This window comes from Billgrantia bachuensis (assembly GCF_011742165.1).
GTDB lineage: Bacteria > Pseudomonadota > Gammaproteobacteria > Pseudomonadales > Halomonadaceae > Halomonas > Halomonas bachuensis.
Map to the genome: position 1 here is coordinate 79,262 of NZ_JAAQTO010000039.1, position 14,237 is coordinate 93,498.

Annotated in this window: 15 protein-coding genes; 8 read left to right on the forward strand and 7 right to left on the reverse strand. The window is 63.9% G+C overall.

The features are described from left to right. The first annotated feature begins 135 nt into the window (after positions 1-135). Together HBJ55_RS14350 and HBJ55_RS14355 are read left to right on the forward strand one after the other, a co-directional pair. Positions 136-753, forward strand: a complete 618-nt coding sequence (locus HBJ55_RS14350; protein ID WP_167116185.1) for an exopolysaccharide biosynthesis protein — start codon at positions 136-138, stop codon at positions 751-753. 9 nt (positions 754-762) lie between these two features. Then, positions 763-1,710 carry a threonine ammonia-lyase gene (locus HBJ55_RS14355; protein ID WP_167116188.1) on the forward strand — a complete coding sequence of 316 codons (948 nt, stop codon included), beginning with the start codon at positions 763-765 and terminating at the stop codon, positions 1,708-1,710. 25 nt (positions 1,711-1,735) lie between these two features. Here HBJ55_RS14355 and HBJ55_RS14360 read toward each other — a convergent pair whose 3' ends face one another. After that, positions 1,736-2,338, reverse strand: a complete 603-nt coding sequence (locus HBJ55_RS14360; RefSeq protein ID WP_167116191.1) for a LysE family translocator — start codon at positions 2,336-2,338, stop codon at positions 1,736-1,738. Positions 2,339-2,435: 97 nt separating this feature from the next. Here HBJ55_RS14360 and HBJ55_RS14365 point away from each other — a divergent pair, with 97 nt between their 5' ends. Beyond that, complete coding sequence (locus HBJ55_RS14365; RefSeq protein WP_167116194.1) at positions 2,436-3,833, forward strand: aminotransferase-like domain-containing protein; 1,398 nt, start codon at positions 2,436-2,438, stop codon at positions 3,831-3,833. A gap of 15 nt (positions 3,834-3,848) precedes the next feature. Here the strand turns inward: HBJ55_RS14365 and HBJ55_RS14370 are convergent, their stop codons facing one another. Further along, complete coding sequence (locus HBJ55_RS14370) at positions 3,849-4,883, reverse strand: GlxA family transcriptional regulator (RefSeq protein WP_167116197.1); 1,035 nt, start codon at positions 4,881-4,883, stop codon at positions 3,849-3,851. Between the two features lie 106 nt (positions 4,884-4,989). On the opposite strand from HBJ55_RS14370, the gene HBJ55_RS14375 reads away from it, so the two are divergent. The 5 genes from HBJ55_RS14375 to HBJ55_RS14395 all read left to right on the forward strand — a co-directional run bounded on the left by HBJ55_RS14375 (position 4,990) and on the right by HBJ55_RS14395 (position 9,805). Further along, entirely contained in the window at positions 4,990-6,087 is a 1,098-nt protein-coding gene (locus tag HBJ55_RS14375) for a class I SAM-dependent methyltransferase (protein ID WP_167116199.1), read from the forward strand. Between the two features lie 143 nt (positions 6,088-6,230). After that, a complete protein-coding gene (locus HBJ55_RS14380) occupies positions 6,231-6,689 on the forward strand; it encodes a RidA family protein (RefSeq protein ID WP_240936120.1) in 459 nt (152 codons plus the stop codon). A gap of 179 nt (positions 6,690-6,868) precedes the next feature. Then, entirely contained in the window at positions 6,869-8,002 is a 1,134-nt protein-coding gene (locus HBJ55_RS14385) for an ABC transporter substrate-binding protein (RefSeq protein WP_167116202.1), read from the forward strand. Then, the gene (locus HBJ55_RS14390) at positions 7,992-9,062 is read left to right on the forward strand and encodes a FecCD family ABC transporter permease (protein WP_167116205.1); all 1,071 of its coding nucleotides are present in this window, start codon (positions 7,992-7,994) and stop codon (positions 9,060-9,062) included. The genes HBJ55_RS14385 and HBJ55_RS14390 overlap by 11 nt, the downstream gene beginning before the upstream one ends. After that, entirely contained in the window at positions 9,056-9,805 is a 750-nt protein-coding gene (locus HBJ55_RS14395) for an ABC transporter ATP-binding protein (protein ID WP_167116208.1), read from the forward strand. Before HBJ55_RS14390 ends, HBJ55_RS14395 begins: the two co-directional genes overlap by 7 nt. Here the strand turns inward: HBJ55_RS14395 and HBJ55_RS14400 are convergent. From HBJ55_RS14400 to HBJ55_RS14420, 5 genes are all read right to left on the reverse strand, one after another. Then, positions 9,783-10,688 carry a DMT family transporter gene (locus HBJ55_RS14400; RefSeq protein WP_167116211.1) on the reverse strand — a complete coding sequence of 302 codons (906 nt, stop codon included), beginning with the start codon at positions 10,686-10,688 and terminating at the stop codon, positions 9,783-9,785. The two genes, HBJ55_RS14395 and HBJ55_RS14400, sit on opposite strands and share 23 nt — an antisense overlap. A gap of 19 nt (positions 10,689-10,707) precedes the next feature. Continuing rightward, complete coding sequence (gntR, locus tag HBJ55_RS14405; RefSeq protein ID WP_167116274.1) at positions 10,708-11,703, reverse strand: gluconate operon transcriptional repressor GntR; 996 nt, start codon at positions 11,701-11,703, stop codon at positions 10,708-10,710. Positions 11,704-11,802: 99 nt separating this feature from the next. Then, a complete protein-coding gene (locus tag HBJ55_RS14410; protein ID WP_338072026.1) occupies positions 11,803-12,330 on the reverse strand; it encodes a gluconokinase in 528 nt (175 codons plus the stop codon). A 27-nt stretch (positions 12,331-12,357) separates the two neighbouring features. Next, the gene (locus tag HBJ55_RS14415; RefSeq protein ID WP_167116214.1) at positions 12,358-13,641 is read right to left on the reverse strand and encodes a TRAP transporter large permease; all 1,284 of its coding nucleotides are present in this window, start codon (positions 13,639-13,641) and stop codon (positions 12,358-12,360) included. Positions 13,642-13,644: 3 nt separating this feature from the next. Then, positions 13,645-14,235: a TRAP transporter small permease gene (locus HBJ55_RS14420; RefSeq protein WP_167116217.1), complete on the reverse strand. Its 591-nt coding sequence runs from the start codon at positions 14,233-14,235 to the stop codon at positions 13,645-13,647. Positions 14,236-14,237: the final 2 nt, after the last annotated feature.

Consider the following 14,237-nt stretch of genomic DNA (forward strand, 5'->3'; position numbering starts at 1 on the left):
GATAGAGAAAGTTGGAATATGTGCATTTACTTTGGCTCGCCATTAGCAGCCACAAGCATGACCAGGCGCATAAACGCTATGCTGTGAACCAACAGGAGTCTTGCATTAGACAAGGATGAGCCAATGAGAGAAAGGATGCAGGCCCCACGAGACACAGAACCGGATGAGCCCACGGAACCGCACAATCTCGTCGAGCTGATGCGCGCCATAGAGTCCATCGATACGCCATCGGGGCGGATCCGCTTCGACGAGGTGCTCGATGCCATCGGCCGGCGCGCATTCGGCCCGCTGCTGCTGTTGGCTGGGCTGGTCACGCTGATGCCCATCGTCAGCGGTATCCCGGGCGTGCCCACGCTGATGGCCTTGTTCACGCTGCTGGTCTGCGGGCAACTGCTCGCTGGCCGTCGCACCTTCTGGCTGCCGGGATGGCTGCGCAATCGCACGCTACCCAGCGACAAGGTACACAAGGGGCTCAAGTGGATGTACAAGCCGGCCCGATGGATCGACCGGCTGCTTAACGCACGCATTACTTTCATGACCGGCAAACAGGGTATACGCCTGACCGCCTTGGCGTGCTTCGTGCTGGCCCTGGCCATGCCCCCCATGGAGCTGATACCGCTGACGGTCAATATCGCCGGCGTAGCCCTGACGCTGTTCGGCTTGGCGATCATGGCTCGGGATGGACTGCTGTCGATCCTCGCCTTCATCATCACCGGTACCAGCCTGTTCGTCATTATTTACAATCTGCTGTAGGAGTGGCCCATGCTTGCGCTCGAACGCCTGCAGTCCGCCCAGCGCCTCATTGCCGACACCCTGCTCCCCACGCCGCTGGTCCTTGATCATGTCCTGTCGGACCAGATCGGCCGACGAGTGTGGCTCAAGGGAGAACTATTCCAGCGTACCGGTTCGTTCAAGTCCCGCGGCGGCCTGCACTGGGTGCGCACCGCCAGCCGAGGAGAGCTGACCGGCGGCCTGGGTGCGGTGTCGGCGGGCAATCACGCCCTCGGGCTTGCTTGGGCGGCGGGCCAAGCCGGTGTGCCGGTCACGATCGTGATGCCCGAGAACGCCAGCCGGTTCAAGGTAGATGGCAGCCGCAAGCTGGGCGCCGAGGTGATCCTGTACGGCGACATCAATGCCGCCTGGGAGCGAATGCATGAGCTGGTGACAGAACGCGGCCTGACCCTGGTACACCCCTATGATGACGAACGCATCATTGCCGGCCAGGGTACCGTCGGGCTCGAGATCCTCGAGCAGGCACCCGAAGCCACAGCCATTCTCTGCCCGGTGGGCGGGGGTGGGCTGATCGCCGGGATCGGCTCGGCCGCCGCGGCGCTACGCCCCGAGTTGGCGCTGATCGGTGTGGAGCCCTGCGGCGCCGCCAGCATGGCCCACGCCTGGACCCAGGGCGGTGCTTCACGGTTGGAAAAAGTGGATACCTGCGCCAAGAGCTTGGCTGCCGCCATTGTCGGCGTACATACCTACCCGCTGTGCCGCGAAACCACTCGGGCCCTGGTGCAGGTCGACGATGCCGCCATTGGCCACGCCATGCGCCACCTGCTCTACCAGGCCAAGCTGATGGCCGAGCCCGGCGCCGCCGTGGGTGTGGCCGCACTGTTGGAAGAGTCGGTCGCGCTGCCGCCCGAAGGCGATATCGTGGTGGTGATTACCGGCGGCAACATGAGCCGGGAGGAGCTGGACCCCTTCCTTTGATCCCAGCTGCTTTCCCGCCACCGCATCATGCCAGAATGAAGTAGACACAGGCTGCGGTGAGCCCACCCATCGTCCAGTTGAAGATACGCCAGGCGCGCGGCGTGTCGAGCCACTGGCCGATGGCCATGCCGAAGCCCGCCCACAGCGCAATGCAGGGTAAGGCCACCAGCTCGGCAAAGCCGGCCAGCATCAGCGCATTGACGAAGGTGTCGCCACCCTTGGGTAGGAAACCCGCCATCAGCGCCAACCCCATCACCCATGCCTTGGGGTTGGCGAACTGGAACGCGGCCGCCTGCCAGAAGCTCAAGGGCTTCCCCTCACCCCGCACGCGCAGATCAGGCGGTGGTGCCGTGGCAATCTTCCAGGCCAGATAAAGCAGGTAGGCGCTGCCCAGCACGCGCAAGGCCAGCTGCACCGCGGGATAGCGCTCGAAGATCAGCCCCAACCCCAGGGCGATACCGGCGAACAGCAGGAAGCAGCCGCCCAGGATGCCGAAGATATGCGGCAAGGTACGCATGAAGCCGTAGTTGGCTCCCGAGGCCGTGAGCATCACGTTGTTGGGCCCGGGTGTGATGGTCATCGAGATCATGTAGAGGGCCGCCGGCCCGAGGAACGCCAGAGCTTCCATGTCATTGAACCCATACAATTAAGAAATTCGATTGGATAGCGAGCACAATTGTCAGCATAATGAGTCAAAATATTCCGTCAAAGGTTTTATTGTCACCATGACAATGTGGATTCCACAGCTAGCCGAAGATGGCGTTCGCTACCGCGCCATAGCCGAGTCCATCGCCGTGGCCATTCAGGCCGGCGAACTCTCTGCCGGGCAGAAACTTCCTCCGCAACGCCGGCTGGCCGACCGACTTGGAGTCACCGTCGGTACCGTGACCCGGGCCTACGCCGAAGCCGAGCGCCAGGGCTGGGTGACCGCACGAGTGGGTAGCGGCACTTTCGTGCGTGGCAACGAGGCCGCTTCAGGCCAGGATTTCCTCGCCAGCCGCCCCATCGAAAAAGGCATTATCGACCTCAGCCTGAGCCTGCCGCCGCCGCATCCGATGCGTGCTGCTTCACTCGGGCGCGTGCTGCACGAGATTGCCGACGACGACCTGCTGCTGCAGCGTGCGGTGGAATATCAGCCGGATCGTGGCGTGCCCGAGCACCGCGAGCGATTGGCCGCCTGGATGTGCGAGCTCGGCATGCCCGTCGATGACGAGGCCCTGCTCGTCACCCAGGGCGGACAGCACGGCATCAGCCTGGCGTTGCAAGCTCTGGCACGGCCTGGCGAACGCATCGCCGCCGACGTGCTCACCTACCCCGGACTGATCAGCGCTGCGCGTCAGGCACACCTGAAAGTAGCGGGCGTACCGATGGACGATCAGGGCATGGACATGGATGCCCTCGCCCGGCTCTGCGCACAGCAGCAACCACCAAGGCTGGTCTATGTCACACCGGACCAGAACAATCCCACCGGGACGCCACTGAGCGAAGTCCGCCGCGAACGCCTGGTGACGCTGGCACGCCGCCACGATTTCTGGATCGTCGAGGATGGTGTGCAATACCTGCCCGAGTCGGAGCGCGGCACGCCGCTCTATCGTCTGGCTCCGGAGCGAACCCTGTTCATCTTCAGCACGTCGAAGGTGCTGGCCGGCGGGCTGCGTATCGGCACCTTGGTGGCTCCTGCCATGTTGCGCGAACGCCTGGGGGCGACGCTGCGCGCCCAGAACTGGATGGTACCGCCGCTGATGGTCGAGGCGGTGTGCCGCTGGGTGACCAGCGACGATAGCCGCGCCCTGCTCGATTGGTTGGTTCAGGAACTGGGCGAACGCCAGCAGCTGGCACGACAGCGTTTGGCCGGCTACACCACTAGCGGCAGGCTCCACGGCAACAATCTGTGGCTGCCGCTTCCCGAAGGGCTACGCAGCGCGGTCCTCGTGGAAGCGCTGGCGCAACGTAATGTGCTGGTGAGCAGCGCCGAGCCTTTCTGCGTGGGCAGTGAACCCGCCCCCCAGGCGCTGCGACTATGCCTCAGCGCCGCCGCCTCACGCGAGGCATTGGCCCAGGCGCTCGACACGCTGGCCGAACTGCTCGCGGAGCCCCCCGCCGCGCCATGGCAAACGCTTTAGGCAGCACAGGACTCCTCAGGACAGGCGCAACCTCAGCCCGCGAAAGCGACGCCGGTACTGACTGGGTGTCAGCCCGACGCGGCGACCGAACAGACGGCGGAAAAAGCTGGGGTCGGCATAGCCGAGCTGCTCGGCGATGGCCTCGATCGGTTCGTCGCCCTGTTCCAGCAGTTGCTTCGCTTCCTCGAGACGCAGGGTGTGCACGTAATCCATCGGCGTCATACCCGTTGCTGCCTTGAAGCGGCGCATGAAGGCACGCTCCGACAAGCCGCTGAGCGCCACCATGCCGGCCACCGGCGAATGGTCGTCATAGTTCTGGGCGACCCATACCTGGCAGCGTGCAACGCAGGCGTCTTCCACTTGGCGCGAGCTGCTTAGCACGGCATAGGGCTGCTGTCCGTCGTGGTGCCAGTCTATGAGGTGAACCCGGGCCAGGCGCATCGCCTCGTCGGTGCCCACCAGGCGTGCCACCAGGTAGAGGGCAAGATCGAACCAACTGGTACCGCCGCCGGCCATGATCAGCCGCTGCCCCTCACCGCTGGCCACCAGAATGCGATGCGGATGCACGCGCACGCCGGGATAGCGTCGCGCCAAGGCCTCGCAGTAAGCCCAGTGAGTGGTGGCCTCCTGCCCCTCCAGCATCCCCGCTTCGGCCAGCAGCATGGCGCCGGTGCAGGCCGCCGCCAGCAGCGCGCCCTGGGCATGACAGTCACGCAGCCAGGCGATCTCGGCATCATAACGCCCCGTCAAGGACTCTTCCGGGGCAATGAACAGGTCCGGAATGCAGGCCGCCGTAAGCGGCGGGCACGCCTGCAGGCTGCTGTCGGGCTGGATCCAGGCGCCGTTCGGCGCACGAAAGCCTTCACCGCTGCGCGAGACGATCAGCGGACGCAGCAGCGGCGCGCCCATTTCCCCGTGAATCAGCAGGTTCCAATCCCGTCCCGCCGAGCCGAACAGGTCGTACATGCCGTACAACGTCGAGGCGGTCGCTTCGGGCGTGGCCAACAGAGCAATGGTCAAAGGCTGGCCAGCTTCGATATCGCTCCCCATGACCGAAAACTCCCGTTTGCGTCGCTTTGCTCTTGCGTGGTGTCGAGCCGGCGGTCGTAACGTGGCCATGCACGATCACAACAACACGACACGAAGGAGAGCCACCATGTGCGACGTCCCCACCCTCGGCACCGCCGACACCCGTCACGAGACCACGGCTGAAGCTTTCGAGGAGCGGCTGGTAAACGCGCTCAACGAAAGCGGCCTGATGCTACTGCTCTCGCTCGGTCATCGCACCGGCCTGTTGGCGGCCATGGCCGGCGCCGCACCGGAAACCAGTGCGGCCCTGGCCGTGCGCACCGATCTCGACGAACGCTACGTGCGTGAATGGCTAGGAGGCATGGTCGCCAGCGGCGTGGTCGAGACCGACCCGCAGGCCGGCACCTATTGGCTGCCTGAGGCCCATGCTCTTTTGCTGACGGACAAGGGCCCGGCAAATCTCGCCGTCTACTCGCAGTTTATCGCCATATTGGGAAGCGTAGAGGACGATGTGGTGCGTTGCTTCCGCGAAGGTGGCGGCGTGCCCTACTCGCGCTATCCACGTTTTCAGGAGGTCATGGCCAGCGACAGCGGACAGACGGTGCTGCCGGCCCTGTTCGACGCCATCCTGCCGTTGGCGGAAGGCCTTATCGAGCGGCTCGAGAGCGGCATCCGGGTACTCGACTGTGCTTGCGGTCGCGGCCGGGCGCTGATGGCCATGGCCGAGCGCTATCCGGCCAGCCGTTTCGTCGGCTACGACCTATCGCAGGAAGCCATTGACTGGGCGCGGCGGGAAACCGACCGGGCCGGCCTTTCCAACCTCACCTTCGAGGTACGCGACCTGAGTGATTTCGACGTCACCGCCGAGCCCGATGCCTTCGACCTGGTCACCACCTTCGACGGCATTCACGACCAGGCTCGACCGCGCAGCCTGCTCAAGGGCATCCACCGCACTCTGGCGCCTGGCGGCGTTTACCTGGTACAGGACATTCACGCTTCGAGCCACCACCATCTTGACCGGGATCACCCGCTGGGCGCCATGCTCTACGCGGTATCGGTCAGCCACTGCATGACGGTATCGCTGGCCCAGGGCGGCGAAGGGCTAGGCACCATGTGGGGGCGCGAGCGCGCGTTGGCTTATCTCGAGGAGGCAGGCTTCGGCAATATCGAGGTACACCAGCTCGAGCACGACATTCAGAACGATTATTTTGTCTGCCGCACCTGATGAGCCCAGCCGGATGCAGGCTGTTTCAGACTGCATCCGGCATCAGCGGGACAGCTCGGAAGCGGTAAGGAAGGCAAGCGGCTTGCACCCACGGCGTGAGACGCCAAAATGAAGGGGACGACAACCCACAGGGCCGAACCACCATGCATCGCTTCCTCAACGATCCGACGCTTGCCGTTCCGGTCTTCCCGGGCAGTCACATCGCGATGGATGGCCATTACCTCTTTCTTTCCGGCTTGACGGTGACCGACATCCAAGGCGGTGAGGCCGTACTCGGCGACATCGCCGAAGAGACACGCTGGGTGATGCGCCGTCTATCACGCATGCTGGAATACGCCGGCGCCTCGATGGCAGAAGTGGTACGGGTGGACATTCACCTGACCAACCTGGACACCATCCACACCATGGACGCCGCCTACGCCGAGTTCTTCGAGAACCACAGCTACCCCGCTCGCACCTGCACCGAGTCATCACGCCTGAGCGGCGGAGCCAATGTGGAGATCACGTTGATGGCGCGCCAACCGGCCGAGCAGGCCTCTCGATACGATACGCAGCGCGATGAAACCAGAGTGAACGGCCGCGACGAACCTCACGCCACTTGAGCTCTACTGCGCCGGCCACAGGCTAGCGCTTCGATCTCGACAGCCCGCAGCGTTTCGCACATACTACGCCTCCTCCTATAGACAAGAATGATACGCAAGAGCTTTCACACTACTTTGCGTGGAGCAGTGCGTGCCATTCAGCCGACGCTATTTGAACGACATCCTCATGAGTGACGAACATGCCCCATCACGTCTTGAAAGCCCTTTCCGGTGTGGCCCTGGCGCTTGGCTGCAGCGCCGTGCAGGCCGAGCAGATCACCGTTACCGACATTGCCGGTCGCGAGGTTACCCTCGAGGCACCGGTAGAGCGTGTCATTCTCGGCGAGGGGCGTCAGGTCTACCTGCTCGGCGCACTGCAGCCGGAAGCCCCCTTTAACCGCGTGGTGGGCTGGCGCGAAGACTTCTCACAAGCCGATCCGGACAGCTATGCGCGCTACGCCGCCAAGTTCCCCGAGCTCGAGGAGCTCCCCACCTTCGGCGGCTTCAAGGACGGTACCTTCGACGTGGAGCAGGCGGCCTCCCTCAACCCCGATGTCGTCTTGATGAATCTCGAGGCCAGAGCGGCCACCGAGGATGCCGCCTACGACGAAAAGCTGGCGGAACTCGGCATTGCCATCGTCTACGTGGACTTCCGTGAGGATCCGATCCGGCACACCATTCCCTCCATGCGCCTGCTGGGCCAACTGCTGGGTGAAGAGGAAGATGCCGAGGCCTTCATCGAATTCTCCGAGGCCCAGATGGAACGGGTCACCCAGGTGATCGAAGCCGAGGTCGAGGCCGACGAACGACCGAGCGTGTTCGTCGACCGCGCCGGCGGCTACTCGGAGGACTGCTGCATGAGCTTCGGTCCCGGCAACTTTGGCGAATATGTCGAGATTGCCGGCGGCGACAATATCGCCAAGGACATCATTCCGACCACTTTCGGCACGCTGAATCCCGAACAGATCATTGCCTCCAACCCTGAGCATGTGGTCGTGACGGGTGGCAACTGGGACGCCTACGTGCCGGGCGGCGCCTGGGTCGGCGTGGGGCCGGGAGCCGATATGGACAGTGCCCGGGCCAAGCTCGAAGCGCTGACCGAGCGCACCGCCATGACCGGTACCCAAGCCGTGGAGAACGATAACTTCCATGCCATCTGGCACCAGTTCTACAACAACCCCTACTACTTCGTCGCCGTGCAGCAATTGGCCAAGTGGTTCCATCCGGAGCTGTTCGCCGACCTCGACCCCGAAGCCACGATGAAGGAGCTGCACGAGCGCTTCCTGCCCGTGGATTACGAACCCGGATATTGGGTCACGCTGAATGAGCGTTGAGATCGCCCGGACCAGCCAGCAAGTCAAAGGGCACGGTTTCTATCGTGCCCTAGTGCTACGGCGCCAGCTCATCCTGCTGGCGCTCACGCTTGCCCTGGCGCTGAGCTTTTGTATCGACCTGGCCCTGGGCCCTGCCCGCTTCAGCCTCGGTGAGGTAATGGCCGCACTGGCATCGCCGGATGCCGTTAGCCAGCAGGCCAGGGTCATCCTGTGGGAAATTCGCATGCCGGTGGCGCTGATGGCGCTGGTCGTCGGTGCCAGCCTGTCGATAGCCGGCGCCCAGATGCAGACCATCCTCAGCAACCCCCTGGCCAGCCCCTTCACACTGGGCATCTCGGCGGGTGCCAGTTTCGGTGCAGCGTTGGCGCTGGCCTTCGGCGTGGTGATCGTTCCCGCCGCAGTGGAATACGTGGTGCCGATCAATGCGTTCGTCATGGCCATGGTCACCGCCTTCCTCATCCATGCGATGAGCCTGCGGCGCGGGGTCACGATCGAGACCATCGTGCTGCTGGGCATCGCCATGGTGTTCATCTTCAATTCGCTGATGGCGCTGATCCAGTTCTTCTCCAGCCAGCAGGCCGTGGCGGCGGTTGTGTTCTGGACCATGGGCAGCCTGACCAAGGCGACCTGGCCCAAGTTCTGGGTCGCGCTGACGGTACTGGTCGCCGTGCTGCCGCTGCTCGCCCGCCACGGCTGGGCGCTGACCGCCATGCGCCTGGGCGATACCAAGGCCGAGAGCATGGGGGTAAACCCTCGCGCACTGCGCCTGGAGGTGATGGTGCTGGTCTCGCTGTTGGCCGCCATTGCGGTGGCATTCGTCGGCACCATCGGCTTCATCGGCCTGGTCGGACCGCACATCGCGCGCATGCTGGTGGGCGAGGATCAGCGCTTCTTCCTGCCCGGTTCGGCCCTGTGCGGCGCGCTGATCCTGTCGATCGGCTCGGTGCTGTCGAAGATCATCCTGCCCGGCACCGTCATCCCCATTGGTATCATCACCTCGCTGGTGGGCATCCCCTTCTTCCTGTTCCTGATCCTCAATCACAAGAAGGCTTCATGGTAACGCTACAGCTCGACCGCCTGTCGGCTCGCTACGGCCGCCGCCAGATCCTGGCGGAAATTTCCACGCCCCGCTTCGAGGGCGGCCGGGTGGTGGCGCTGCTCGGCCCCAACGCCGCCGGCAAGTCCACGCTGTTCCGGCGCATATTCGGGTTGCTCAAGGGTGGTGGCGAAGTCAGGATCACGGGCGCTGCCTCGGAGAGGCCCGTGGCCTACATGCCCCAGGATACCGGCGTCAATGCGGTGCTGACGGTGTACGAGTCGGTACTGATGGCACGTATGCAGGGGCGCTCCCTGAAGGTCAGGCCAGAAGACCTGGCCAAGGTCGACCAGGCGCTGGACGAGCTGGGGATCTCGCCGCTCGGAGCGCGCGATATCGGCGACATCAGCGGCGGCCAACGCCAGCTCGTCAGTGCTGCCCAGGCCCTGGTTCAGGAGCCCGAGATTCTGCTGCTCGACGAGCCCACTTCTGCCCTCGACCTCAACCGCCAGATCAGCCTGCTGACCATACTGCGGCGGCTCGCCCGGGAGCGCGAAATGCTGATCATGGTGGCGCTACACGACCTGGGCCATGCGTTGCGTTTCACCGATGAAGCCATGGTGCTGCAGAACGGTCAGTTGATCGCCTGCGGCTCCACGGCCGAGGTGGTCACGCCGGAGCTGCTGCACCGGGTCTATCGGGTCGCCGCCCGTATCGAGCCCTGCTCCAAGGGCCGACCCCAGCTCATCGTCGAAGAGAGCGTTTGAGTCTCAGTCCGCGCCCCTCCAACGCCGCCAGGCCTGCCCCGCCCAGGATCAGCGGCAATGCCAGCAGAAAGCCACTGGCCAGCGGCAAGCCGAAAATCAGCAGGTCGGCCAGCACCGGCCAGACCATGGCAACATACTCGAACGGCGCCAACCGAGAGGCCTCGGCGTAGCGGAGCGCCAGCGTCATGGCAATATGCGCAGCGCCACCGAACAGCCCCGAAAGCACCAGCAGCCACCACTGCGACCCAGTCAACGCTGCCCACCCCCAGGGCAGCGTGGCCAGCCCCGCCAGGGTCGAGATCACCACGAAGTAGAACGCAATCGATGCGGCCGTTTCGGTGCGTGAGATACGCCTCACGGTGAGCAGCGCCCCCGCCGATAGCAGCGCCGCGAGCAGCCCAAGAACATAGCCCTCGAAACGCATTCTACCCGCATCGCTTCCAAGACTGGGCAAGATCAACACGGCGATGCCCGACACCGCCAGCATCAACGCTCCCGCACGCTGACAAGTAAATGGCTCTCCCAGCAGAACGACACCGCCGAAGGCCATCAGCACCGGTGTCAGTTGCATCAGCAGGGTCGCTTCCGCCACCGGCAACAGGGCGAGCGATGCAAAGGAGGCGAACATGGCCGCAGCGCCCAGCCCCGAGCGCAGTAGATGCCCCATGGGCCGTCGAGTGCCCAGGCCGGCGGGAAACTGCCCTCTCAGCGCGAGAAAGATCACGATGGGCAACAGCGCGAAGGCCGAGCGGAAGAAGACCGTTTGCCCCAGCGGTACTTCATCGCCCACCGCCTTGATGCTCACCATCATGGCAGCGAAGAGAAGCCCCGACAGCAGCCTGAGCAAGATACCGGCCGTCGGCCTGTCTACGTTGTGGTTCATGTTCATCCTGGTTAACGAATCAGAGCGTCATGCCCGGCTCGATGGTGTAGCCCATGTCGATGACCCGCTGCCCCGTCTCGCCACCCTGGATGCGCTGCAGCAGCTCAGTGGCGGCGCGCTTGCCGATCGCCTGGCGCGGGGTGACCACGCTGGCCAGCCGCGGCGTCATCACCTGGCCCACGTCATGGCCATGGAAACCGGCGATGGCCAACTGCTCCGGCACCCTGACGCCACGCCGCAGACAAGCGAAATAGGCCCCCACGGCAACATCGTCGTTGGTGCAGAAGATGCCATCGGTCTCGGGGTGCTCTTCAAGGATTTCGTTCAGTAGCGCTGCACCCACGGAATAGGAGGAGCGCTGGCTACGCTGCTTGGTCAAGGGCGTCAGTCCGTGCTCCTCCATGGCCTGACGGTAGCCTTGCTCGCGCTGCCGGGTGCGCGAATCGAGACGAACGGCGAGATAGACGATCCGGCGCCGACCACGGTGAATCATCGCACTCACCATGTCGTAGGCGGCACGCACATTGTCGAAGCCGATTGCCTGATGAAGCGGTGGGGTCAGCGAATCCATGATTTCCACGATGGGAATGCCGGCCGTTTCGAGCATGCGGCAAGTCCGCGTGGTGTGATGGCTATCGGAAAGAATTACGCCGTCGACGTTATACGAAAGCAACGAGGCCAGGCTGCGCTCCTCCAAATCCTGGCTGTAGCCATAATGAGAAAGCATCAGGTGATAGCCCAGCGGCTCGGTGATCTCCTCAATACCCACCAGCACATCGGCGAATACCTGATTGGTCAGCGATGGTACCAGCACGCCGATGGAGTGGCTGGTGGCACGCGACAACAGGTCAGGCGCCCGGTTGGGAATGTAACCGACCTGCTCCGCCGCGCTGAAGATACGCTCACGCAAGCCTTCCGATACGGTCGTGGGGTCGCGCAGGCAGCGACTCACGGTCATTTTGGTCGCCCCGACTCGATCGGCGATGTCCTGCAGTGTCGGTCGTTTCTTCTTCACGGTGCCCCACTGGCAGCTGATGATACTGGCGTGTGCCAATGGCACCGCCAGCATGATACCGGAGTCGCTACGCCCGTGCCGTTGACGCTAGCTCAAGGCTCAGGGGCCATACCGCCAATGGTCCGGCAAGGCTTCCAGGAAAACCTCGATGATTGCCTCGGGCGAATCGGCGATGCTGCACACCACGGCCTCGGCCTCACCCGGAGGCTCGAGGTCGCGAAGCTGACTATCGAGCATCGCCTCGCCGCGAAAGAAGTGCTCCTCACGCGCAGCCAGGCGTTGGCGCAACTGGTCGCGCCGCCCTTCGAGAAACAGGAAGGCAAGCTCGGGGTCGCCGCGCCGCAGGAGTTCGCGGTAGCGCCGCTTGAGCGCCGAGCAGGCCAGCACCAGTGAGGCATCGCGCCGTCGATGGTCGCCGATCAGTCCCGCCAGGGTCTCCAGCCACTCGCGACGATCGTCGTCGTCGAGCGGGATGCCGTTGGCCATCTTGTCGACGTTGGCCGGCGAGTGGTAATCGTCGCCATCGATGAAGGCGACTCCCAGTCGGCTGGCGAGCAAGGCGCCAACGTGCGACTTGCCCGACCCCGACACTCCCATCACCACGATGCGGTGTGTGCCATCCTTCACGAGACCTCCGGTTGTCAGTTGCCGCACTCAGTTTCCTCGGACAGCGGCCATATCGGGCAGCCAGGTCACGATCCCGGGGAAGGCGATCAACACCACCAGCACCACCAGCAATGCCGCATAGTACGGCAGCATTGCCCTGACCAATTGCTCCATGCTGACGCGACCGACACCACAGCCCACGTAGAGACAAGTGCCCACCGGCGGGGTCAGCAGGCCGATACCGAGAATGAAGGCCATCAGCACGCCGAAGTAGACCGGGTCGACCCCCACCGAGGTAACGATCGGCGTCAGCATTGGCGCCATGATCACCATCGCCGGGGTCAGGTCCATCACGAAGCCCACCAGCAGTAGCAGGCCGGCTACGATCATCAGCAGCCAGAACGGCTCCTGAGTGATCGCCTGCACTTGGCGTACCAGGGTCTGCGGCACCATGTTGATGGTCAGGAACCAGGCAATGACGGTAGCAAACGCCAGCAGCAGCAGCACCATGCCGGTCAGCCGCGCGGTGCGAATCAACATGCCCCACAGCTCGCGAGGGTGAAATTCGCGGTACACCGCCAGCGAAATGAACAGCGAATAGAGCAGTGCAGCCACGGCCGCCTCGGTGGCAGTGAACACACCGCCGAGAATGCCGCCGATCACGATCACCGGCAGCACCAGCGCCAGCCAGGCGGCCTTTAACGCCTGCCACAGGCGGCCCAGTTCGAATTTGCGGGTCTGTCCGGCGTGCTCGATGCTCGCCATGATGAAGGTGGTCACCATCAGCGCAAAGCCAATCAGCAGGCCCGGTACGATGCCGGCGATGAACAGGCGGCTGATCGAGGTTTCGGTGACAATGCCGAACAGGATCAGTGGGATCGACGGAGGGATGATGATACCGATCACCGAGGAGACGGTATTGATCGCAGTGGCATGCGGTGCGGAATAGCCCTGCTGTTTCATCGACGGGATCATCATCGCACCGGTGGCGGCAGTATCGGCTACCGCCGAGCCGCTGATACCACCGAAGAACATGGAGCCGGTAATGGCTACCTGCCCGAGTCCGCCTCGCACGAAGCCGACCAGCGCACCGGCGAGTTCCATCAGCCGGCGGGCAATGCCGCCGCTGCTCATCACCTCGCCCACCAGAATGAAGAAGGGAATGGCCAGCAGCGGGAAATTGTTCACTCCACGAATCGACTGCTCGATCAGGATCGACAGGGGAATGTCAGAGAGCACCGCCATCACGACCGCAGCGATGCCAAGCCCGAAAGCGATGGGCAGCCCGATGATGATGGAAGCGAACAGGATGGCGAGGAAAATCCACAGCATGGGTCAGTCTCCCGCTTGCCGGACGGCGGCTTGAGGGTCGCGGATGAAACGCAGGCATAGCCAGGCGCGCCACAGGGCCACCGCAACGATAAACAGCGAACACAGCACCAGGGAGACATTGATCAGGTTCCACGGTACACCGAGGATGGCGGTACGACCGGTGGAACGTGACATCACCAGGTAGCCCCCCCAGACGATGATGCTCATCAGGGAAGCGATGATCAGGTGCTGAAGCAGGAAAAGCGCATAGGCGGCACGCGGCTTGAGCCGTCGTACCAGGAAATCCACGGCGATGTGCTCATAGCGGGCGAAGGCCGCCGCGGCGCCGACGAAGATCAGCCAGATGAACAGCATGCGTGCCAGCTCGTCGGCCCATGGCAACGAGCGGTTGAGCATCGAGCGGCCGATGACATTGGCCGACACCGAGACGATCAGGGCCACCAGGATCGCTGCGATCAGGTGTTCCATGGCCATGGTCAGCCAGCGAAAGGCAGCCGGGCCACGGCGGCCCTCGACGTCGAGCTCCAGCGGCTCACGATTGGGATCATCGAGGTAAGCGCCGGGATCGGCCGGAGGTTGATTGGGCGTGGTCATGC

Bases quoted from the DNA above. Each gene is read 5' to 3' on its own strand.
- HBJ55_RS14350 (WP_167116185.1), top strand. From the start codon at position 136: ATGCAGGCCCCACGAGACACAGAACCGGATGAGCCCACGGAACCGCAC.
- HBJ55_RS14355 (WP_167116188.1), top strand. From the start codon at position 763: ATGCTTGCGCTCGAACGCCTGCAGTCCGCCCAGCGCCTCATTGCCGAC.
- HBJ55_RS14360 (WP_167116191.1), bottom strand. From the start codon at position 2,338: ATGGAAGCTCTGGCGTTCCTCGGGCCGGCGGCCCTCTACATGATCTCG.
- HBJ55_RS14365 (WP_167116194.1), top strand. From the start codon at position 2,436: ATGACAATGTGGATTCCACAGCTAGCCGAAGATGGCGTTCGCTACCGC.
- HBJ55_RS14370 (WP_167116197.1), bottom strand. From the start codon at position 4,883: ATGGGGAGCGATATCGAAGCTGGCCAGCCTTTGACCATTGCTCTGTTG.
- HBJ55_RS14375 (WP_167116199.1), top strand. From the start codon at position 4,990: ATGTGCGACGTCCCCACCCTCGGCACCGCCGACACCCGTCACGAGACC.
- HBJ55_RS14380 (WP_240936120.1), top strand. From the start codon at position 6,231: ATGCATCGCTTCCTCAACGATCCGACGCTTGCCGTTCCGGTCTTCCCG.
- HBJ55_RS14385 (WP_167116202.1), top strand. From the start codon at position 6,869: ATGCCCCATCACGTCTTGAAAGCCCTTTCCGGTGTGGCCCTGGCGCTT.
- HBJ55_RS14390 (WP_167116205.1), top strand. From the start codon at position 7,992: ATGAGCGTTGAGATCGCCCGGACCAGCCAGCAAGTCAAAGGGCACGGT.
- HBJ55_RS14395 (WP_167116208.1), top strand. From the start codon at position 9,056: ATGGTAACGCTACAGCTCGACCGCCTGTCGGCTCGCTACGGCCGCCGC.
- HBJ55_RS14400 (WP_167116211.1), bottom strand. From the start codon at position 10,688: ATGAACCACAACGTAGACAGGCCGACGGCCGGTATCTTGCTCAGGCTG.
- HBJ55_RS14415 (WP_167116214.1), bottom strand. From the start codon at position 13,641: ATGCTGTGGATTTTCCTCGCCATCCTGTTCGCTTCCATCATCATCGGG.
- HBJ55_RS14420 (WP_167116217.1), bottom strand. From the start codon at position 14,235: ATGACCACGCCCAATCAACCTCCGGCCGATCCCGGCGCTTACCTCGAT.